This window comes from Proteus sp. fly-1067 (assembly GCF_040139345.1).
GTDB classification, from domain to species: Bacteria; Pseudomonadota; Gammaproteobacteria; order Enterobacterales; family Enterobacteriaceae; genus Proteus; species Proteus vulgaris_B.
In genome coordinates this window covers 955,217-976,483 of record NZ_JBEEUL010000001.1, presented here as the reverse complement: position 1 = coordinate 976,483, position 21,267 = coordinate 955,217, and the positions used below count along the sequence as shown (strand labels likewise).

19 protein-coding genes are annotated in these 21,267 nt (G+C 35.1%); 9 read left to right on the top strand and 10 right to left on the bottom strand.

The genetic code is table 11. The features are described 5' to 3' along the window. Positions 1 to 241 precede the first annotated feature (241 nt). From cyaB to ABN217_RS04495, 3 genes are all read right to left on the bottom strand, one after another. Positions 242 to 808 carry a class IV adenylate cyclase gene (gene cyaB / locus ABN217_RS04505; protein WP_196553191.1) on the bottom strand — a complete coding sequence of 189 codons (567 nt, stop codon included), beginning with the start codon at positions 806 to 808 and terminating at the stop codon, positions 242 to 244. Positions 809 to 985: 177 nt separating this feature from the next. Next, positions 986 to 1,366 (bottom strand): DUF2628 domain-containing protein, encoded by a 381-nt coding sequence (locus ABN217_RS04500; protein ID WP_196553190.1) that lies wholly within the window; start codon positions 1,364 to 1,366, stop codon positions 986 to 988. 317 nt (positions 1,367 to 1,683) lie between these two features. Beyond that, positions 1,684 to 2,118, bottom strand: a complete 435-nt coding sequence (locus ABN217_RS04495; RefSeq protein WP_072070415.1) for a universal stress protein — start codon at positions 2,116 to 2,118, stop codon at positions 1,684 to 1,686. 683 nt (positions 2,119 to 2,801) lie between these two features. Here ABN217_RS04495 and ftnA point away from each other — a divergent pair. From ftnA to ABN217_RS04475, 4 genes are all read left to right on the top strand, one after another. Further along, positions 2,802 to 3,305, top strand: a complete 504-nt coding sequence (ftnA, locus tag ABN217_RS04490) for a non-heme ferritin (RefSeq protein WP_072070414.1) — start codon at positions 2,802 to 2,804, stop codon at positions 3,303 to 3,305. A 429-nt stretch (positions 3,306 to 3,734) separates the two neighbouring features. Further along, positions 3,735 to 4,127: a copper homeostasis periplasmic binding protein CopC gene (gene copC / locus ABN217_RS04485; RefSeq protein WP_109408636.1), complete on the top strand. Its 393-nt coding sequence runs from the start codon at positions 3,735 to 3,737 to the stop codon at positions 4,125 to 4,127. Beyond that, the gene (gene copD / locus ABN217_RS04480; protein WP_349440226.1) at positions 4,127 to 5,023 is read left to right on the top strand and encodes a copper homeostasis membrane protein CopD; all 897 of its coding nucleotides are present in this window, start codon (positions 4,127 to 4,129) and stop codon (positions 5,021 to 5,023) included. The genes copC and copD overlap by 1 nt, the downstream gene beginning before the upstream one ends. A 47-nt stretch (positions 5,024 to 5,070) precedes the next feature. Continuing rightward, entirely contained in the window at positions 5,071 to 5,412 is a 342-nt protein-coding gene (locus tag ABN217_RS04475) for a YebY family protein (RefSeq protein ID WP_196553188.1), read from the top strand. A 300-nt stretch (positions 5,413 to 5,712) separates the two neighbouring features. Here ABN217_RS04475 and ABN217_RS04470 read toward each other — a convergent pair whose 3' ends face one another. The 3 genes from ABN217_RS04470 to yebS all read right to left on the bottom strand — a co-directional run bounded on the left by ABN217_RS04470 (position 5,713) and on the right by yebS (position 9,694). Next, on the bottom strand, positions 5,713 to 5,955 hold the full coding sequence (locus ABN217_RS04470) for a DUF1480 family protein (RefSeq protein WP_072070409.1): 243 nt from the start codon (positions 5,953 to 5,955) through the stop codon (positions 5,713 to 5,715). Positions 5,956 to 6,165: 210 nt separating this feature from the next. Continuing rightward, entirely contained in the window at positions 6,166 to 8,484 is a 2,319-nt protein-coding gene (locus ABN217_RS04465; RefSeq protein WP_349459101.1) for a PqiB family protein, read from the bottom strand. Continuing rightward, complete coding sequence (gene yebS, locus ABN217_RS04460; RefSeq protein ID WP_349459100.1) at positions 8,426 to 9,694, bottom strand: membrane integrity lipid transport subunit YebS; 1,269 nt, start codon at positions 9,692 to 9,694, stop codon at positions 8,426 to 8,428. The genes ABN217_RS04465 and yebS overlap by 59 nt, the downstream gene beginning before the upstream one ends. Positions 9,695 to 9,960: 266 nt before the next feature. On the opposite strand from yebS, the gene msrC reads away from it, so the two are divergent. The 5 genes from msrC (at position 9,961) to htpX (ending at position 16,862) form a co-directional block, all read left to right on the top strand. Next, entirely contained in the window at positions 9,961 to 10,458 is a 498-nt protein-coding gene (gene msrC / locus ABN217_RS04455; protein WP_349459099.1) for a free L-methionine (R)-S-oxide reductase MsrC, read from the top strand. Between the two features lie 95 nt (positions 10,459 to 10,553). Next, positions 10,554 to 11,246, top strand: coding sequence for an RNA chaperone ProQ (proQ, locus tag ABN217_RS04450; protein WP_196553185.1), 693 nt, complete (start codon positions 10,554 to 10,556; stop codon positions 11,244 to 11,246). A gap of 19 nt (positions 11,247 to 11,265) precedes the next feature. Continuing rightward, positions 11,266 to 13,326 (top strand): carboxy terminal-processing peptidase, encoded by a 2,061-nt coding sequence (prc, locus tag ABN217_RS04445; RefSeq protein ID WP_196553184.1) that lies wholly within the window; start codon positions 11,266 to 11,268, stop codon positions 13,324 to 13,326. 887 nt (positions 13,327 to 14,213) lie between these two features. Further along, positions 14,214 to 15,566 (top strand): OprD family outer membrane porin, encoded by a 1,353-nt coding sequence (locus tag ABN217_RS04440; RefSeq protein WP_164526195.1) that lies wholly within the window; start codon positions 14,214 to 14,216, stop codon positions 15,564 to 15,566. A 417-nt stretch (positions 15,567 to 15,983) separates the two neighbouring features. After that, positions 15,984 to 16,862 (top strand): protease HtpX, encoded by an 879-nt coding sequence (gene htpX / locus ABN217_RS04435; protein ID WP_109408646.1) that lies wholly within the window; start codon positions 15,984 to 15,986, stop codon positions 16,860 to 16,862. 85 nt (positions 16,863 to 16,947) lie between these two features. Here htpX and ABN217_RS04430 read toward each other — a convergent pair whose 3' ends face one another. The 4 genes from ABN217_RS04430 to hxpB form a co-directional block, all read right to left on the bottom strand. Then, the gene (locus ABN217_RS04430) at positions 16,948 to 17,811 is read right to left on the bottom strand and encodes a hypothetical protein (protein WP_349459098.1); all 864 of its coding nucleotides are present in this window, start codon (positions 17,809 to 17,811) and stop codon (positions 16,948 to 16,950) included. Positions 17,812 to 17,948: 137 nt separating this feature from the next. Then, positions 17,949 to 19,340, bottom strand: a complete 1,392-nt coding sequence (locus ABN217_RS04425; RefSeq protein ID WP_072070396.1) for an L-cystine transporter — start codon at positions 19,338 to 19,340, stop codon at positions 17,949 to 17,951. Between the two features lie 242 nt (positions 19,341 to 19,582). Continuing rightward, entirely contained in the window at positions 19,583 to 20,149 is a 567-nt protein-coding gene (locus ABN217_RS04420; RefSeq protein ID WP_072070395.1) for a metal-dependent hydrolase, read from the bottom strand. 308 nt (positions 20,150 to 20,457) lie between these two features. Further along, the gene (gene hxpB / locus ABN217_RS04415) at positions 20,458 to 21,126 is read right to left on the bottom strand and encodes a hexitol phosphatase HxpB (protein WP_072070393.1); all 669 of its coding nucleotides are present in this window, start codon (positions 21,124 to 21,126) and stop codon (positions 20,458 to 20,460) included. Positions 21,127 to 21,267: the final 141 nt, after the last annotated feature.

Below are 21,267 nucleotides of genomic sequence, written 5' to 3'. Positions count from 1 at the left end.
ATATCTTTTAAATTGGATCTGAATGGCATTTTTAGCCTAAAGCTGAACGTTATTAAAGAGAAAATAAAGAAAAAGTTTAAGAAAATCTCCATAAAAAAGGCATTCAATTTAAATTTGTATCAAGAAAGGTTTTTTCTATTTTTTTACTACGTGAGGTAAATAATCTTAGGCAAGATAAAACACCGATATTTAGGATGTGGTTATAATGTCGGTGTTTGAATAAGTGATAGAAAGAATATCTTTAAATTGAATTAAGTTGTCTCTTTAAGCTATCCAACATCAGTTTTTTATAGTTATTTTTTTCAAGATGTTTTTCTGTAAATCCAAACTTTGTCGCTAAATTTTGTAATTGTTTTGTATAGAGAGGGAGTTTACTTTGATCGTCAGTCATAATAGCGAATTCCGCAAATGACCCTAGATTGTCTAATTTATCAATAGTGATATGAAAATCGTCTAAAAAATAGATTTCTCTTGATTTGGTATAATTGAGAATACAGTGGTAGCCTAGCGTGGTAAACATGGAGACTGTTTTTTCTGCATCTTCTATCCGTACTGCTTCACATTGTGATAAATCAGGACCTTTAACGATAAGAAGGTTTATACCCGAAGGTAACATTTTTCTTATACATAAACTTATGTTTGATGTCGGGAATTTGAGATCGGAATGTTCCATATACCAATCTGTTTCTTGGTTATTAGGCGTAAATAAGGTTGCACCTGCTTTTTCTAACACTGCAATAAATTTTTCTGGATTTTGAAGGTGATATTTTAGTTCTGCTTCAAATTTACCTTGAAAATGATTCGACATAATTTTTTCCCTGATTTCTAGTTAACGTATTATAGCATTGACTAGAATTTCTCTGATTAGGAAAATGAATTTTTATGAAGGAAATAGAAGGTATTGTAGTGTTGTAGTAAAAAGGATTAGAGGAATATAAAAACTAAAGGGGTAAATTACCCCTTTGATATTACTATAGAAAAATTATTATAGAACACCTTCAAAAGGGTTCCAGCTTTGATCATTCTTAGTTTCTTTTAAATAATAAGCATAGTTAGCTGTCATTGCCCACAAAATATTAATGGCAATACCAATGGCATTGATTACACCATTATTTACAGGTAAGAAACCGATAATAGTAAAAATAGCAATGTTAATGGCAAATAATGTTAATGCTTTACGCCACAAACCTAAAATAAGAAAATAAATAAAACCAAAGAAAAAGGCCCAGATATTCATTCCAATGAGAATGCGTTTACCAAAGGATAGTTCTTTATAAGCAGCTTTAAATTCAGGGGTTTTAGGTGAGCCATATTTATCAAAAAATGAAAAACGCTCTTGCCATTTTTCAGAATACTCTTTATTCATGTTAATTCCTTTTACCGATATTGATTACACTTGGTTTTTTATAGTAGGAAAAGTATCTTTACATAAATTCACATGATGAACAATATAAAAGTATTAATAAATTATTAATATATATGTTTGTATAGTAACTGTTAATACACTCTTTTTTCTTCTTGTTTTTTAATAATAATCTTATTGTTTAAAGATATATTGTTAATAATTACTCTTAAAAATAAGAATAATAAAATAAAATATTATTTTGAGTTAATTTTGCGGAATAAAGAATAAGAAATCTGGTTTATGGCTTATACCAGATTTCTTATAAGAGAATAAAGTAATTAACGGACAACTAATACTGATGATTCAGCATAGCTAACAACAGATGATGCGGTAGAACCGAGGAGATAAGTTTTCATGCCAGGGTTACGAGAACCGATGACAATTAATTCGGCTTGAATTTTTTTCGCTGTTTCTAAAATTTTATCGCGAGGATTACCAATGGAAACATAAAATTGAGAGGTACTGTTGGAAATATCAACATGCGATAAGTTTTCTTTTAGCGTAGATAACGCAATTTCAATACGTTGTTTGTCACTTGCTAGCCTGTCTTGGCCTGCAAATGCAAATCCAACAAAAGACTCATAACTTGGGATCACAGATAAAAAATGAATATTCAGTTTGTCAGCGACAGACAATGCTTTTAGATGAGAAACAACCTTGTCCAATAAACCAAGCTCTGTAAAATCAACGGGTACTAACACTGTTTTTGTCATAGTGGCTCCTAATTAACCTTTATTATGATTAGGGCTTTAATACTAAATTTTTGCACATACAACTTTGAGTTACCTACTAATCTTATCAGCCAAAACCAAAAACTGTATAAAAATTAGAAATATTTTTATTTTTTGAGAGTTGTGTGTTTTTTTACATGCAAAAAATGAAAAATCGCAGTAATTTAAGAGGATGGGGCGCAATGGAGAAAACTAGAAATAAGTGTTAATAAAATAGATTAATTTACAGGTGATAATTAGTTTTTTTTATATCCAAATTAAAATGAATATATATAAAAGAAGAGGGGATTTAAATAGAGGTATAAATAGAGTGAGGAATTGAAAATAGAAAATAACAATTGAATTTTACCACTTTATTCTTATTTTATAAAAGTTAAACACTTCTATAAGCTAAAATAATTAAATTAATATTATCATTCAATTTAAAATAATGACTATTTATTACAATGAGTTACGATTTTTTATTTTTTTACCATTAATGCTAATAATTAGCATTTAACTTTTGTTGAAATAATAAAATCATATTGTAAATGAGATTGGTTTTTATTTTTGTTACGTATTGAGTAATTAAAAAAATAAATAAACTCTATTTAAATAGCTATATTTTTATTTTTAAGTGTGCATAATATCCGTAATGTTAATTTTCCTAGTAAAGGACGTAAAATATGTTACATCAAGATATGATTAATAAATTGAATGAACAGCTAAATTTAGAGTTTTATTCAGCAAATCTTTATTTACAAATGAGTGCTTGGTGCGACGATAAAGGATTTGATGGTGCAGCTAAGTTTTTAAAAGCACATTCTCGTGAAGAAATGGAGCATATGCATCGCTTATTTGATTATTTAAGTGATACAGGTGCGATGCCTTTACTTGGTGCAATTGAAGCGCCTCCATCAGAATTTTCATCACTCTCTGAATTGTTCGATAAAACTTACGAGCATGAAAAACATATTACAGCTGAAATTAATAAATTAGCTCATGTAGCGATGACTACTCAAGATTATTCAACCTTTAACTTCTTACAATGGTATGTTGCAGAGCAGCATGAAGAAGAAAAATTATTTAAGTCAATCTTAGATAAATTAGCAATGGTTGGTGACAGTGGTAAAGCTTTATTCTTGTTAGATAAAGATCTGAATACATTATCAACATCTGCACATGTCTAATTATTAATAAAGCTTCAGATAGCCTAAGTTAATAAATGAATTATTACGCCCTGCTATGAGTGAATAGCAGGGCGTTATTTATTCTTCTGTATTAGCTCCTTTTCTATTTTTATCTTTTATCTCTTTCTTTACTTACACTGTTTTTTATCCTGAATGTGTTTTTGGATGTTATTTATACAGGATGTTTATTTTACGTTTAACTTAATTTGGTTATGTATTGAACTGTTTAGACTGTCAATGTGGGTATTATATTTTTTTGAAGTGTAAAAATGGGTGATATTTGAAACAGAAACTGCTCTAAATAACATATATTTTGAGTGCTAGTTCACAACCTTTTATTTCTAATATGAAGAAGCGGAGATCTTGACGCAAATTTGCTATAAAATATTTCCATAAATAAAAAAATCACCTGTAATTTAAGAGGTTATTATGTCATTAAATACACTTAAGACATCTTGGGGTAAATTATCAGCCATTGCGGTTTTATTCTTAGGTATGTCATATCAACAAGCATTAGCTCACGCACATTTAAAATCACAGTTACCTGCTGAAGGCGCGGCTATTGAACAGTCACAAGCACCTAAAGTTATCACGCTAGATTTTTCTGAAGGCATAGAACTTGCTTTTAGTAAAATTAAAGTAACAAATGCTGAAGGTAAAGAAATCACAGTAGGAAAACTGAGTTTAGATCCTGTTAACAACACTAAATTATTATTACCTTTAGAAAGTGATCTGGCTGAAGGTAATTATTTAGTTGATTGGAATGTGGTTTCTGTTGATGGACACAAGACAAAAGGTTCTTATCAATTTAGTGTAAAATAATGACACCTGAAGACGTTTATATTTTATGCCGTTTCTTTCATTTTGTGGCCGTCATGTTTATGTTCGGACTGAGCTTCTCGGCCGCCATTCTTGCAAAAGATAAGTTTATACCTCTTATTCAGGTTCGTTTACGCCCTGCATTAGCCATCAGCACTATTACAGTCTTTATTACGACTTATCTATGGATGGCTATGCAATCTGGCATTATGGGTGATGGATGGGAGGATGCTTGGTCATTTGAAATATGGAAAGCGGTATTAGGTACTTCATTTGGACAGATTTGGCAATGGCAGTTGATATTAGCAACTCTTGCTTTAGCTGTATTATTTATACACCAACGTTATATTCGTAATTTCTCTTTATTAATAATTGCGTCAATTATGTTGATCCTACATGCGTCTATCGGACATGGCGCCATGTTTACAGGATCAGAAGCAACTCTTTATAAAGTTAATCAAAGTATTCATCTTATTAGTGCTGCGTATTGGTTTGGCGGTTTATGGCCATTTGTTGCTTGTTTACAATTTTTGCGTAATAAAGATGAACTTGCAGAAGGGATGATCAAGCCAATTATTGGCACAATGAAGAGATTTTCACTATTTGGTCATGTTGCTGTTTTATTGGTTACCATCACAGGTATTATTAGTGCTGTTATGCTCATTCCAGGGTGGCCTGTAATACACTTATCATCAGAATATCAAAGCATGTTATGGCTTAAAATCAGCTTAGTTGTGCTAATGCTAGGTTTAGCTGTAATTAATCGTTATGTTTTGGTGCCTCATATTCGTAAGAAAAATAATTTTCAGTGGTTGCTAATTAATAGCTGGTTTGAACTATTACTTGGAACTATGGTTATTTTTACTGTTGCCATCTTTGCGATTAACTCACCTGTATAGATTGTTATATAATCGTAAAAATCTAATTTATTAAGTGAGATATAAACATGAAACGTTTTGTGTTAGCGGTAATGTTAATGCTTTTCTCTTTTCAAGCATTTTCTGCTCCAATTTCCACAGTGAGTAAGCTTCAATTTGGTGACGATTGGCCATTTACACGAGAAGAGGTGATGCTTAATTGTCGTACTGATGGCGCTTGGTTTGTGATCAATCCAGCAACATTAGTTCAGTATCCACTTAATGAAATTGCTATGAAACAGATGGAAAGTGGAAAAGTTAAGGCACAACTAATTGATATTATTTTACTTCCAGACCCTAATTCTCCTGAAAAGAAAAAATCAGTAGAAGCTATTCAAGGTGCATTTAAAGCACTTTGCGAAAGTAATTAATCAAATGATTAATAACTGGAGGTGAGGATTTTATTTCTATTTTATTGATTTAATAAATAAATTTTACTTGAGATTATTTTTTGAATAGAAAAGAGTGTGTTATTGAGTCGTTTACTGGATATTTACATATTGTTAGCTAATATTTAACAGTAGGTTGTGAAATAGAAAGGTCTGAGTTAGTCCTAGATTTTTTTTACGCAGTAATCAGTAATTACTTTTTAGCGCACGGCTCGCAATGAGCCTTTTCCCTAAGCCAGATAAATGATTTATCTGGCTTTTTTTATGTTGTTTTAGCATCTCTTATGCCACTTTTAAGATCCAGTGGTGGTTTTCTTTGTCATAAGCATGACGATAAAGCAGAATATTTTTATCTTTCAATTGAGCTGGAATGCTCGTGTTTTCATCCCATCCATCTAGTTGCATGCAAAACTCTGTATCATAATCACATGGAATATGAATGTAAGTTAATTGATTATCGGAAGAGTGTTTCAAAGTAATATCTTCAATTTCATAGCAAGCAATTTTCAACGTTGTTTTCTTCATATTATAACTCCAGTTTAGGCGATGTTTTGTTGTGTTCCGCTATGTTTCATTGGTGGCATTTATTATGAATAATGCTTTTCGACCAAACAAAATCAAGCATAGTATAAATGGAATCTATTTCCAAAATTTATTTCATAAATAAAAAAAACGGATCATTTTTTGTGATCCGCTTTAAATAACTGGAAGTAAATAAGGGAGAATTATCTTATTTTATGGCTTTGGTATCGCAGTTCCCCATTCATCCCAATCTTTAGGCTCTTTTGCATTTAAAATGAAATTCTGTTCCTGTTTCGCTTTTGACTGTAGTGGCGTGGAAGGTGGCGTTGCAAATGTAATACCTCCACGTATAAATTGTTTAAATGTTCCGCTTCGTATAACGCCACCCGTTAAACCAAAGGAGAAGTTATATCCAGAAGAGAGCCAGAATTCGGTATTATTTCTAACAAGATATTGATATTTTTTACTAATTCGAATGTGAATTAAAACTCTATCAGACATGTTCCCTAACTCAAGCCCTGTCACAGCACCAACTTCAAGACCTCGATAGTAAATCGGCGTACCAATTTGTACTGAGCCGGCTTCTGTGGCATTTAAAACAAGATTTAATCCATCAAGATAGCGAGAGTCTGTAATGTTAGATGTTTGAAGTTCAAATTGACGATAAACGCCACCATTACCAGGTTCCGCTTTAATATATGGCTGAATCAGAGAGTCTAGATTATCTAATCCTGACGCAGTTAGCTCTGGTGTGACAACCGCAAAGCGACTACCTGATCTTGCGAATGTTTTTACGTAATCAGGGTAGAGTACTGCTGAAACCGTCACGGCTTTTCTATCTGGCGAGAGGAGCAGTGATTCAACCTGACCAATATCAATGCCTAAATAACGAATAGGCATGCCTTCAGAAAGCTTACTAGCATCGTAAGTTTTTAAAGTGATTTGAGCACCAATAGCCCTAGCACTAGTTTCTGACGAATAGAGTTTGTAACGTGAGGCGTTATTGTTGATATTTTCAAAGTTATCGAAGCTAATAGCGCCTTTTAAGGCGCGATTTAATGGTGTCGCTTCAACGGTCAATCCTGAACCATTGACGGAAACTTTTGCCGCACCTTCAGTCCAGAAAACACTTTTTTCAGTAAGAAGGTGGCGATATTGTTTAGAAATATAAACGTCAATATCAAACTCATTAATTAATGGCCTGACATCAGTGATTTCACCAACTTGAAATTGATGGTAAAGCACGACAGAGCCTTTTTGAATGCCCGGAAGGCTGGAGGCTTTTAGCGTTAATGTCACTGGTAATTCATTACCATTGATGCTTGCTTTAGCAAAAAAATCATTGCGATACAGACGGTACTGTTCTTTAGGAGTACCTTTGTTACCTTGGATAAGATGAATACCGCCCTCAAGCCATTCTTGAGGAGAAGCACCTTGAATATCAATGCCATTCAAGCCCATATTGACGTTTATTCGGCTATTGGCAACAAACTTACTGTTCTCATAAATATAATGTTTATATTCAGGGGCGATAATAGCATCGAAGATAACACCATCATCACTTATATTACGTTGTATAACTTGGCCAATTGTAATGCCTCTAAAGAGAATAGGCTGTCCTGCATCGACCCCCCAACTTTCTTCACTAGTTAGAGAAAGAATTAGCCCATCTTCACCATATATTGCTTTACCCGCCTCAACAGAGGTAGCTGATTGTAAAACAAACTGTTGGTTCTCTTGTGCAGGTTGACTATTTTCTGGAGAGTCAAAGGCTATCGCACCATTAATAAAAGCAGAAACGCTTTCCATTTTAATGGATACGCCACTTTTTAAATTAAAATTGCCTTGGAATCCTGAGACATTCCAAAAATGACTGTCTTGACGAATTAAGTGTGCGTATTGTTTATCAATACTTAATTCAATAAAAACACCTTGGTTGTCAGGACGAATTGTGTAGCTATAAACTTTCCCTACAGGAACTTGGCGGTAATAAACTTGAGAATCAACATTAAGTGATCCCAGCTTATCCGCTGTTAAGGTAATTAATTGCTGATTTTTATCAATATTTGCTTGAGGACGCACTTCTTGAGCAATAAATTTAAACTGCTTTTCACCATCACCGGGTAGCATACTGATGTAGTTACCACCCACTAAGGCATCCAGCCCAGATACACCTGATAGGCTTGCTTTAGGTGTAACAAGCCAAAATTGCGTATTTTTCCGTAATGCGGTGGCAAGGCTTTTTCGTACATCAGCTGTAACAATAACTCTGCGTAAGTCATCACTTAGGGTGACATCTTTAACGATCCCTACGTCAACGCCTTGATAACGGATTGGTGTTCTACCAGAGACAATCCCTGAAGCAGATTGAAAATCAATCGTAATTTGTACGCCTTTATCTTGCCAATGTTGGAATAGCAACCAACTTGCAATAAAAATGGCGATAACAGGGAGTAGCCAAAATGTCGAAATTCTACGCTTGCGGCGTATTTGGGCTTGTGTTTCCTGAGCGTCGTTTTCTTCGTGTTGCATAAGTATCCCATAGTAAACGACTATCCAACCATTCAACGGCAAGGATAGTAAGAATAACCGCAGTACCAAAATAAAAAGCTGCTGGACCCATTGTAAACGTCATCAGTTGATCTCGATTAATTAATGACATCATCAGTGCGATCACAAAGAGATCAAGCATTGACCATCGTCCTATCCAAGAGACAAAACGGTATAATTTCATACGAAATAGAGGGTGAATGTTAGAATTAAAATGAATACTCAACAATAGACCCAACATAATAATAACTTTGAAAAAAGGCACGAAAATACTGGCAATAAAAACGATAATAGCAATAGGGGTATTACCTGAATTTACCAAGGCAATGACGCCAGAAAAAATGGTATCTTCGGTGCGTTGACCATTTAAATAAAAAATAGAAATAGGCAATAAATTTGCAGGTAATAATAAAATAATTGCTGCAATTAATGCTGCCCATGTTTTCTGCAAACTCATTGGCTGTCTTGGGGTGTAGCAAGATTTACAACGTGGACAATGTGTCAAAGGCATTTTTTTAAAATGATAATGGCAAGCATGACATGTTGCAGGACTGCGCTGGATCTCTTTTTGTGGATAAAATTGTTGCCAAAGTTGGTCCATATTAATGTTAATTAACATCAATAAGCTTAGTAGCATTAAAGAAACAAAAGCAATTAATCCATTGCCAATATAAACTGTGGCGTAATCATCTAATTTTATTGTTGCAACACCCAGCCCAATCAAATAAACATCTAACATTACCCACTCTTTTAATTTGCCAAGCATTAAAAGTACTGGACGCAAATTTAAACGTAAACGCGAACCTAAATGAAGATATAAAATAGCAATAGGAAGGCTGAGAGGGGCGGCGACAGCACAAAAGAGAACCATAGTTGCAGTAAGAGGAGCGCCTTGCTCTGACATCATGCGAATACCATCAAGCACATTGGTTGTTATCATTGTGCCCAATAAATGAATTTTGATTAATGGTTGGGTAAATGCAATAGATGCCAAGATTAGCATTGTAATCGACAAAATGAGTAAGCGAGTAAGTGACCAATCTCGATAAGAGGCAAGCTTAGCTTGGCAACGAGGACAGTACGCATCTTCTCCACGCTTAAGCGCAAGAGGGAGTGCCACAAGATGGTCACATTCTTGACAGCGTATTGATTTTATTTCGTTAATTGCGATATTGTTCTCAGTGTTGCTCATTAATTCGCCTAAGTTAGCTTTCTTAAGAGTTATCGTTTGATTAAGCTAAAAAAAAGTACCTATACTCAATGGTTCACAAGTTATCATTTTTATTATATTTATGCCTTTCATTTTACAATAATAAGAGTCTGAATTTTTTTGTAGATGTTAAGAGAGTTTTATCGTTTTTTTACCCAATTCTTGAAAATGGAGTATTCAACCTCAAGATAAAATAGGCTAAATTACGAGTATGTTATCTATTTTAGTTATGTAAATAGGGTTTAATGATGCCAAATTCGCTTTTTTATCAGGAACTCACTGATAATTTGTCAGCCTTGTTGTCTGGTGAAAATGATCTTATCGCATCACTTGCTAATACCAGCGCACTTCTTTTCGAAAAGTTAGATACGATAAATTGGGTTGGGTTTTATCTTAATGATGGTGACTCATTAGTTCTTGGTCCATTCCAAGGTAAAATTGCTTGTGTCAGGATAGGTTTTGGAAAAGGAGTTTGCGGAACTGCATACTCCGAAAACAGAATTTTAAGAGTGGATGACGTTCATCAATTTAGTGGACATATTGCTTGTGACAGTGCAAGTCAGTCTGAAATTGTTCTACCTCTAGAGGTAAATGGACAAATTATCGGCGTTCTCGATATTGATAGCCCTATTTTTAATCGTTTTGATAAAAAAGATGAAAATGGGCTTAAAGCGTTGTGTGACGTGCTCTGCGAGCATTTAGAAACTTGTCATACAGCAAAATATTGTGAATTTTGTGTAAGTTAACAGGCGTTTGCCATAGAAATTGTTGGCAACACTATTATAATGTCGCTTGTTCATGCCTGCGCTGGTTGGCAAAACCGTTGTAATCAGGAAATTTCATGGAAAATCAACCTAAGTTGAATAGTAGTAAAGAAATCATCGCTTTTTTAGCTGAACGTTTCCCTAAGTGTTTTATTGCTGAGGGCGAAGCTCGCCCTTTGAAAGTTGGCATTTTTCAAGATCTTGTTGAAGCTCTAAAAGATGAAGCTGAATTAAGCAAAACACAGTTACGTTCTGCATTACGCTTATATACCTCAAGTTGGCGCTACCTTTATGGAGTTAAAGAAGGGGCAAAACGTGTCGATTTGGATGGTAATGACTGCGGCGAACTGGAAGCTGAGCATATTGAACATGCTCGTACACAATTAGCAGAAGCCAAGGCGCGCGTTCAAGCTCAAAGAGCTGAACAACGTGCTAAAAAGCGCGAAGCTGAAGGTGATAAGGAGACCAGTAAGCGTCCGGCAGCGAAAAAGCCAAATAATACGCGTCGTCAGCCACCTAAAGACGGTGAAAAACGGCAGCCTCGTCCTCAAAAAGCGGCTCAAGCTCCTCGTAAAGCACCACGCCAAAATACTGAAAAGTTAATTCCAGTAACAGACACATCAGTTCTTACTGTTGGTCAATCGCTGAAAGTTAACGTCGGTAGTAGCGTGATGAATGCGACAGTGCTAGAGATAGCAAAAGAGGGTGTACGTGTACAATTGCCTAACGGTTTGGCAATGAATGTACGCACGGAACATTTAAAGTTCTGATACGGAGGCCAACCAGAGCATGAACAAACTTTTAAATGTGGCTTTTGCAATCGGATTAACATTAACAGGTACTTCTGTTGTGATGGCTGAGAAACCAGCCACTCCAGCAATGGCAACTATTGATCAGTTACCCGAATTAAAGCAAGAGCCACAACACTCTACTGTAAGCGAGCGAGTAACCTCTCGTTTTGAACGCTCTCATTATCGCCAGTTTTCTCTAGATGCGAGCTTTTCTGAAAAAATATTTAATCGCTATCTTAATTTATTAGACTATAGCCACAATGTATTGCTTGCGTCTGATATCGCCCAATTTGATAAAGAAAAAACCAAAGTGGGTGAATACCTGAAAAAAGGCGATCTTCAACCCCTTTATGATCTCTTCAATTTAGCGCAAAAAAGACGTTTTGAACGTTTTAAATATGCGTTAGATCGTATCAATAAGCCAATAGATTTAACCGGTCAGGATAAGTTTGAGTTAGATAGAACGAAAGCGCCATGGCCTCAAACTCAAGCTGAATTAGATAAGCTTTGGGATGAAAAAGTTAAATATGATTGGTTAACACTGAAATTATCTGAAAAAACAGACAGTGAAATTAAAGAAACGTTGACTAAGCGCTATAAAGCCGCTTTGCGTCGTCAAACACAAAGCCAAAGTGAAGACGTTTTTCAAATTATTATGTCGGCATTTGCCCGCGAAATCGATCCTCATACCAGTTATTTATCACCAAGAAATACAGAAGCATTCGATTCTGAAATGAGCCTTTCATTAGAAGGCATTGGTGCTGTATTACAAATGGATGATGATTATCCGATGATCAACTCGATGGTGACCGGAGGACCGGCTGCAAAAAGTAAAGAGTTGAAAGTCGGTGATAAAATTATCGCCGTAGGCCAACAAAATAAACCGATGGTAGACGTTGTCGGTTGGCGACTTGATGATATTGTTGCCTTGATTAAAGGCCCGAAAGGTAGTCAAGTTAAGTTGGAAGTTATCTCTGATGAGAAAGGCGCTAAACCAAGAACAATCACGATAGTGAGAGAACAGATCCGTTTAGAAGACCGAGCGGTTAAATTGACAGAAAAAGTTATTAATGGCGATAAAGTCGCTATTTTAGATATTCCAAGCTTCTATGTTGGTTTAACTAATGATGTTAAAACTCAATTGCAAAAAGTAGCAAAAGATAATGTATCGTCATTAGTTATTGATTTACGTGGTAACGGTGGTGGTGCTTTAACTGAAGCCATTTCACTGTCAGGATTATTTATTCCAAGTGGCCCTGTGGTACAAGTTAGAGATAATAATGGTCGTGTAAGACAAGATTTTGATAGGGACGATGTTGTTTATTACAAAGGTCCATTAGTTGTTATTGTAAACCGTTTTAGTGCTTCAGCTTCTGAAATTTTTGCGGCTGCTATGCAAGATTATGGGCGTGCTTTGATTGTTGGTGAACAGACATTTGGTAAAGGAACGGTTCAGCAATATCGCCCTCTAACGCGAGTTTACGATCAAATGCTTAGCCCTGATTGGCCAGGTTTAGGTTCAGTACAATACACTATCCAAAAATTCTATCGAATTAATGGTGGTAGTACTCAGCTTAAAGGGGTAACACCTGATTTATTATTACCAAGTTTTGATAGTGCTGAAATGGGCGAGAGCTTTGAAGATAACGCATTACCTTGGGATAGTATTTCTCCAGCTAGTTATCAGTTATCTGAATACTCAGATAAATTGAAAACAGCATTAGCGCCATTAACGGAGCAGCACACTAAACGTATAGCAAGCGACAGAGAATTCTCATATATTTTTGATGATATTCAACGTTACAATGATGCTAAAGCAAAAGGTGAAGATAAATTTGTTATCCTGAATTTTGCTGAAAGAGAGAAAGAAAACAAAGAGCTAGAAACTATTAAATTAAATCGTATTAATGAGCGTTTTAAATTAGAAGGTAAGCCTTTGTTAAAGTCACTTGATGATTTACCTAAGGATTATGAAGGGCCAGATCCTTATTTAGATGAGACTGCAAAAATCGCAGTTGATCTTTCAAAAGTACTTAAGCCGAAAAAACTATTAAATTAAAGTATTCGTTTTAAAGTCGGTATTTATTGCAGCCCCCAATAATTGGATAATCAATTACTGGGGGCTTTTTTATATCTTAATACAGCCAAGATTTAAGGACTGCTATTATCAATCAATGTGCATCTGGTGAGTTATTAAAAGCATTTTTAATAAAATAGATTATGTATTTTCTAGCGATAATCTTAATGTTGTTTCTCAATACACTTTAATGACCCCCTCTATTAAGTTACCAGTAACATTAGTAATTATTAATGTCACTAGCATTTTATAATACATAAAAATTTAAATTTTTTTACGTCACTTAATTTTTAATTCAAAATAAAGTTTAAATAAGTATTACGAGATATAAAAAGAATAGCTTGATTATTTATTGTGACTTAATTCACATTTAATGATTTGTTTATTGCAATAAATGTAACATGTTGTGACAATGGTCGCGTAAACTGACATAAAATTACTATAGCATACAGTTTATGAACTTTTTGTGTCACTTTGGCTCGCCATCACAGTAGCTAAAAATTATTGTCTAAATAGTGAATTATCATTGTTGATACATTGAGAATACGTTATTAGAGTAGCAATTAGTGATTTAAATATTATATTTTCAAACTCAGGCTTTCTACGTAAGGGATAATATCTAAACGTCCAATAAACTATAGTTTGTTTAAAAAACTTCTATTAAGAGAAAATAAGTAAATACCAATGTGGCGAAATAGTCATATTGAATTTTTTATGCCAAAAAATGACTTAGTGTTTAAAATTACTGCAACAATAATTTAAACAAGGGTAACTTTTTAGCTAAATATAAAAATGGTACTTTGTTGAGCTTATGGAATATAAGTCAATATAAATTAATTAAAAATATTTATTAACCAGGTTTTATTAAAATGAAAGTAAAAAGAATTGCGTTGCTTATGTTATCCCCTTGTTTTTTGGCTGTGAGTGCTGCGAATGCTGGAAATTGGGAAGACTCAATTAAAGAAAACTCATTGATCTCAGATTCTGAGTTAGAACTTTCTACTATTAATATGTGGAAATACTTAAAAACTGAAAACCGTTTTGATAAAGAAGAGCAACGTTATAGAAAACAAGTTGCCAATGCTTGGGGACAAAACTTTCAAGCAGATTTCAGATCTGGTTATTTAGGTGGCATTCTCGGATTTGATGTCTCTTATTATGGTGGTATCAAATTAGGTGCAAGTAAAGACTTCGCCTCTCGTGCAATTTTATATAATGATGATGGTGATGCAAAAGGCTATAACAAAATTGGTCAACGTTTCGCAAAAGTTAAATTTGATTTAGATCCTGTTTTAATTAACGGTAAAGCAGGTTGGTTTACGCTGAAAAATACGGGTATTTTTACTAACTCACAGCGCTTATCATTAAACAGTTATAATGGTTATGCTACCAACACTGCAATGGGTGATTGGAGCTTAGATTTACTGTTTCTTGATGGTAAAGTAATGCGTCGTGATAGCCCAAATATCGACAGAATGTATTTCAGTGATGGTAATGGTGTCAGACACAATATCGATCATGTGTTAACTGGTGGAATTAACTATAACTCTAAACCGTTAAAAGTATTTTATTTCTATGGTCAGGCGGATGATGTGTTCCGTCAACAAGGCTTAGAAGCAAAATATAAACTAACCTCAGACGTGACTGTTGGTGGTGTTGTTTATTATCACGATTATGGTAGTGAAGGTAAGCGTACATTAAGTGATGCTAATAAAGGTAAGCGTAACTTTGATAATGATGCATGGCACTTTGCAGGTACGATGGAATGGCGCATTCCTGAGTCACCATGGACATTGCGTACAGGTGTGACTTATACCGATGCTGAGAAAGCAAATGGTGTTGGTCAATTTGCACGTAACCCAATAGGTAATACTCGTGGACGCTTTAACTCACCAGCTTACGCTGATATTGACTATGTACGTGATGGTGAAGTTATGGGGGCATTGGAAGCTGAATACAGAATTAGTAAAGAGCTGTCAATTGGTGCACGCACTAACTATAGTGAATTCAGTTATTCAGGTGAAAGATTAAAACAAGGACAGTTTGGTTTATTTAGCTATTGGAAACCAACAAAAAATCTTTCTGTTTCTTTAAGTGGTGGTATCGGTTGGCACCACCAGCAAGAAAACGATTACACCACACCAAAATTGTATGATGGTCATTCACAACGAGCACATTCATTATCAGGCTCAATGACAACCACATATCGTTTTAAAATGTAATTAGTTTATAGCGTTAATTACGCTATTGCTTGTTTCATGTGCACGATTTGTATTATTTACAAGTCGTGCACAAAGAGCATAGCGATAGTTAGCTCGACGATAATAGTGTCCCATTTATATGCTAATCTATTTCACTTTTTATGATGAGCTTATTATTGATAGGTATAAGGTTATAAAGCCTTCTCTTTAGCTAAATAATACGAAAAGTTGTCCCGCCTATTTTAGATCACCCATCTTTTTTCAGTTTTAAATAATGCCCAATAAGTAGGTAATTAAATCCTATTTTTTTATCAAAATGTAAAGTTATACTGTTTTTAGTATTAAATACGTTAAAAGACTTGATAAAATTCAAAAAAGCCTTATTTATAAGATAGTTTTTGCAATGTGATAATTAGATAAAATAGGAACAGTATCAATATGATGAGAATTGCGTTATTCCTTTTAACAAACTTAGCTGTAATGTTTGTTTTTGGGATCATCTTATCTTTAACCGGTATACAAGGTCGCAGTGTTCAAGGTTTGATGATCATGGCGGGTTTGTTTGGTTTTGGTGGTGCATTTATTTCACTGTTAATGTCAAAATGGATGGCATTACGTTCAGTGGGTGGTCAAGTTATCGAAAACCCAACTTCAGAAGTAGAGCGTTGGTTATTAGATACGGTAAGACGCCAATCTGAACAAGTCGGTATTAAAATGCCACAAGTGGCTATTTATGATGCACCTGATATTAATGCTTTCGCGACAGGCGCTCGTCGTGATGCTTCGCTGGTGGCTGTAAGTACAGGATTGTTAGCCAGTATGAGTCGTGATGAGGCAGAAGCGGTTATTGCTCACGAAATTAGCCACGTTGCTAATGGTGATATGATAACCATGACCTTGCTTCAGGGGGTTGTGAATACCTTCGTTATCTTTATTTCGCGTATCATTGCACAATTCGTTGCTAACTTTATTTCGAGTGATGAAGAGAGTGAAAATAGCAATGGTAACCCATGGGTTTATATGGGGGTTTCAATGGTACTGGAAATTGTATTTGGTATTTTGGCAAGCATTATTACCATGTGGTTCTCTCGTTACCGTGAATTCCATGCAGATGCGGGATCGGCAAAACTTGTTGGTCGCGAGAAGATGATTGCAGCATTACAACGTTTAAAAACGAGTTATGAGCCACAAGAAGAGAGCAGTATGATGGCTTTCTGCATTAATGGCCGTAATAAGTCATTTAGTGAATTATTTTTATCTCACCCACCATTAGACAAGCGTATTGAAGCACTACGCAATGGTGAGTATCTAAAATAAAAATATTAAAGGCTATAAATTAACGCCAATGTTTAAACGCTCAATATGATCAGTATTGGGCGTTTTTTATGGAAAATATTGATATTTAATCTAAGTATTCCCCAAAATAAGCCATGGCTTTTTCTTCATCAATCTTGAGATTACCGTTCCATCCTGCCCACGGCATTTCCATATCGGAACGCCCTTTGGTGTTATTAAGCTGATTTTCTACAATGGTAATATCACCGAAATTGGCCCAGCTATTTAAAGATAATGGAATAAAGGCGTTGGGAATAACACCCACTAAAGCAAGTGAGTGCAAGATACCTCGCTTGGTGTATTTATCACCAGAAATTAATTTAGCTTCATTTAACCGTTTTTCAAACTTACCCGGAGTTTCATCTTCATGGGCGCTACGTAATAAATGAAGTAATTGCTTAAAAGTTTCTTTGTCTGCCTGCGTTGGACTAACGGGAGGAATTGTTAGCAAGTGCTTTAAATTCAGATAAGCATAAGAGGGATTGCCAGTATAAGAATTACCGTAATAGAGGCAATATTGAAAATAACTATCATTAATATGCTTTTGGTGGTTGCTATCACTACAAATCCAACAACAGGCATATTGAGGTTTTTCGTCATAATTATGTAGTGGCAAATTTTGTAATTTATGGAAAGCGCCTAAAACAGAGCGTCCTCTAAGATAGCTACCACCAACACCAGCCACAAATGCATCTAAACAACGTTTTTGAGTGAGTAACGGATTGTTTTTTAAACTATGTAATTGATTAATAATATCTGAATGATCCGCAAATTTTTCAATAATATTCGGTCGCCAATTGGCTGCTAATAATATGTTTTTTTCCTTTTCGGAAAGAACATCAAGATGATAAAGAGAAACTTGGCGTTCAGGATCATATTGGCTGTTTTCATACTTATAGAGTTTTCGCAAAACTCGCATAATTTTTTTCACGATTTTACCTTGTTATATTTATAGGTATTTTTATTGATATTGGTGAATGGCATAGATAGAAGATATGTAACTTAATATAGATATAAAAAAAAGCCAGTTCAAAATGAACTGGCTCTCTCAATAGAGGTAGATAAAGTTTATTTTACTGTAAGTTCTGTTTCTTCATCTTGATTGAAGACCGCTTTATCCGTTTGCCCCATGATTTGGCTGGTGATTGTACCAGCGGTCATTGAGCCACTGACGTTTAATGCGGTACGTCCCATATCAATTAATGGTTCTACAGAGATTAATAGGGCAACTAATGTCACAGGTAAACCCATTGCAGGCAGAACGATAAGAGCTGCAAATGTAGCACCGCCACCAACACCCGCAACACCCGCAGAGCTGACGGTTACGATAGCAACTAAAGTGGCTATCCACATTGGATCTAAGGGGTTAATACCCACGGTTGGTGCAACCATAACAGCGAGCATTGCAGGGTAGATACCTGCACAGCCATTTTGGCCAATCGTTGTACCAAAAGATGATGAGAAACTCGCGATAGATTCTGGTACACCTACACGTTTGATTTGTGTTTCAATATTTAACGGGATACTTGCTGCACTTGAACGGCTAGTAAATGCAAATGCTAATAATGGACCCGCTTTTTTGAAGAATTTAACAGGGTTTAAGCCTGTAAAACTAACGAGTAATCCATGAACCACAAACATTAAGCCAATAGCAACATAAGAGGCAACAACAAAGCTTCCTAATTGAATGATGTCGTGCATATTTGAGCTGGCTACAACTTTAGTCATCAGCGCCATAACACCATAAGGGGTTAACATCATGACAATACGAACTAGCTTCATGATCCATGATTGTAAGCAATCAATCGCAACTAAGACTTTTTCGCCGCGAGGCTGATCTTCTTTGAGTAATTTCAGCGCAGCCATACCTAAGAATGTAGCAAAGATAACAACGCTAATAATCGATGTTGAGCTTGCACCTGTTAAGTCAGCAAATGGATTTTTAGGAATAAATGACAAAATAAGCTGAGGCATGGTTAAGTCAGAAACTTTACCCATGTAATTTTGCTCAAGTGCAATTAAGCGTTGTGCTTCTTGTTCGCCTTGCACTAAGCCTTCTGCGGTTAAACCAAATAAATTGGCGATCACAATACCAATTAATGCAGAAATGGCAGTAGTAAATAATAAAGTACCAATAGTTAACCCACTGATTTTCCCTAACGATGATGCTTGATGCAAACGAGCAACAGCACTAAGAATAGAGGCAAATACTAATGGCATAATGATCATCTGTAATAGCTGAACATAGCCATTACCCACGATATTAAACCAAAGAATAGATTCTTTAATAATAGGATCGTGTGAGTCATAGAATGCGTGTAGCGCTAACCCAAAAGCAACACCAAAAACTAAACCAACAAGAACTTTCTTTGAAAGGCTCCACTGACGTTGACTTAATTTAGCCAAGACGAGTAATAACACAACAAAGACGAGTACGTTAATGATTAACGGAAAATTCATCTTAACTCTCCAACGAGATTTTTATTTATATAATTTCGACGATTGTATGCGATATGAGTTCTTAGATAGTAAGAAAGGATATAACAGCATCAACTCGTTATAGGGTAACAGGATTGTTAATAACTTTTTATAATTAATTATTCTTTTATATAATCGTTTGGTTATAAAGACAAGGAAATAGGCATAAAAAGATGTAAGAATTTATAAATAAATAGAGAAACGTAGGGTTTTGTCAGAGGGTGTTAAAAATTAGTGCGCTTGTCGTGGTACATCTGTAACCAATTATTGACTTGCGAAGGCAATGTAACAGTAAGGTGTGGAGGTAAGAAAAGTGCGCCTACAAGAATAAGAACGGAGATAAAACGCTCCCCTTTTTTATTATTTTTTTTACCTAAAATAGGTAGCGCAAAGCGCATTTTTAAAGGCCATAGGAAAGGAACTCCTGCTGGGGTTAACATATCGGCAATGAGATGGCTAAGATAACCAAGTAAAAGTGCATGAAAAATATCTGCTGAAATTTCCCAGCGTGGTGAAACTTGGGTTTCCCATAAAATGGCTAAACCACAAAATGCGAGTAGGCTATGAGTGAAACCTCGGTGACCACAAAGTTTTGATAAGGGCAGAGAAATAATACGGAACAATCGTCCAAGTATAGAGCCTGGATGATCTAAGTCTGGTAAAAGTGAGCCTAATAAGACAGCAGGGATCATGTGAAACCAATCACCATGAGCAAGAGCTGGCGTTATTTCAAGTTTCTGTGCTAACACAAGTGTTGCAACAGAAAAAAGTAAATGTCCTTCTGCGGTCATTCCAAGTCTGTTCGTTTGCTGTTCATTTATACAGTGATAAAGTATAAAAGGTTTTGATGATAACTAACAGACAAAAAAGATAAAAATTGTCTTAAATATTAAGCAATAACAGAAATATTTTATTTGATTGATTTAAAAACGATCGAATTTAGGATAAAAACCTAAAAGATAGAATGGGGGCTGGTGGTAGTAAGACAAATGAGTGAGAAAATGCTAAGAGTAAAAAAAGTAGCATTAATGAATTAAGTGTTAGAAGCAGAACAAAAGGGATATCTAATAAAGCAAAATACCCCTTTTATTGATGGAAACTAACCTAATAAATGTAGTTGTGTTAACTCATTAAGAGAGGCAATTTTCACATCAGCTAAACCCCATTGCTTATCATTAAATTGTGTTGCTGCTGGTACAACGATAGAGCGCATTCTTGCACCTTTACAGGCAATCATGCCATTACGAGAATCCTCTAATGAAACACAGTGGATAGGATCAAGATTAAGTGCTTTAGCTGCATTTAGATAAACTTCTGGATGTGGCTTACTGTGCGGTAATTCATCAGCAGACACGACAGCTGAGAAATAATGACGAATATTAAACAACTCAAGCACACGCTCAAGCATAAAATCAGGAGAAGCTGATGCTAATGCAATTTTCAATCCTGATGATTTACAAAGATCTAGAGCATGTTCGACACCAGGTAATAGTGGCTTGGTTTCTTCAACCAATTTGACAACACGAGAAACCATTTTTTGTTTTGCTTCTTGTTTTGAAACGCCTTGCCATGGTGAGGCTTTATACCATAAATCAATGACTTCGTTTATTCTTAATCCAACCATATCGGGCATTGCCGATGAAAGGGATAAATCGACGCCTAATTCAGCAAAGACCTCATGTTCTGCTTGCTGCCAAAATGGTTCAGAGTCGATTAATAAACCATCCATATCAAAAATAGCAGCTTCAATAGGGAATTTAAAAGACATGTTACTCTCCATAAATAAGGTCTATGTTGTCGAATGGCGATTGTAGCAAGAGTTACAAAGAAAATCTTTTTAATCAGTTTCTTATTTATTTAGTAAAATAAATAGAGAGAATGGCTACTATTAATATATTGTCGTATTAGC

Bases quoted from the DNA above. Each gene is read 5' to 3' on its own strand.
- cyaB (WP_196553191.1), bottom strand. From the start codon at position 808: ATGTCGAATCATTTTCAAGGTAAATTTGAAGCAGAACTAAAATATCAC.
- ABN217_RS04500 (WP_196553190.1), bottom strand. From the start codon at position 1,366: ATGAATAAAGAGTATTCTGAAAAATGGCAAGAGCGTTTTTCATTTTTT.
- ABN217_RS04495 (WP_072070415.1), bottom strand. From the start codon at position 2,118: ATGACAAAAACAGTGTTAGTACCCGTTGATTTTACAGAGCTTGGTTTA.
- ftnA (WP_072070414.1), top strand. From the start codon at position 2,802: ATGTTACATCAAGATATGATTAATAAATTGAATGAACAGCTAAATTTA.
- copC (WP_109408636.1), top strand. From the start codon at position 3,735: ATGTCATTAAATACACTTAAGACATCTTGGGGTAAATTATCAGCCATT.
- copD (WP_349440226.1), top strand. From the start codon at position 4,127: ATGACACCTGAAGACGTTTATATTTTATGCCGTTTCTTTCATTTTGTG.
- ABN217_RS04475 (WP_196553188.1), top strand. From the start codon at position 5,071: ATGAAACGTTTTGTGTTAGCGGTAATGTTAATGCTTTTCTCTTTTCAA.
- ABN217_RS04470 (WP_072070409.1), bottom strand. From the start codon at position 5,955: ATGAAGAAAACAACGTTGAAAATTGCTTGCTATGAAATTGAAGATATT.
- ABN217_RS04465 (WP_349459101.1), bottom strand. From the start codon at position 8,484: ATGCAACACGAAGAAAACGACGCTCAGGAAACACAAGCCCAAATACGC.
- yebS (WP_349459100.1), bottom strand. From the start codon at position 9,694: ATGAGCAACACTGAGAACAATATCGCAATTAACGAAATAAAATCAATA.
- msrC (WP_349459099.1), top strand. From the start codon at position 9,961: ATGCCAAATTCGCTTTTTTATCAGGAACTCACTGATAATTTGTCAGCC.
- proQ (WP_196553185.1), top strand. From the start codon at position 10,554: ATGGAAAATCAACCTAAGTTGAATAGTAGTAAAGAAATCATCGCTTTT.
- prc (WP_196553184.1), top strand. From the start codon at position 11,266: ATGAACAAACTTTTAAATGTGGCTTTTGCAATCGGATTAACATTAACA.
- ABN217_RS04440 (WP_164526195.1), top strand. From the start codon at position 14,214: ATGAAAGTAAAAAGAATTGCGTTGCTTATGTTATCCCCTTGTTTTTTG.
- htpX (WP_109408646.1), top strand. From the start codon at position 15,984: ATGATGAGAATTGCGTTATTCCTTTTAACAAACTTAGCTGTAATGTTT.
- ABN217_RS04425 (WP_072070396.1), bottom strand. From the start codon at position 19,340: ATGAATTTTCCGTTAATCATTAACGTACTCGTCTTTGTTGTGTTATTA.
- ABN217_RS04420 (WP_072070395.1), bottom strand. From the start codon at position 20,149: ATGACCGCAGAAGGACATTTACTTTTTTCTGTTGCAACACTTGTGTTA.
- hxpB (WP_072070393.1), bottom strand. From the start codon at position 21,126: ATGTCTTTTAAATTCCCTATTGAAGCTGCTATTTTTGATATGGATGGT.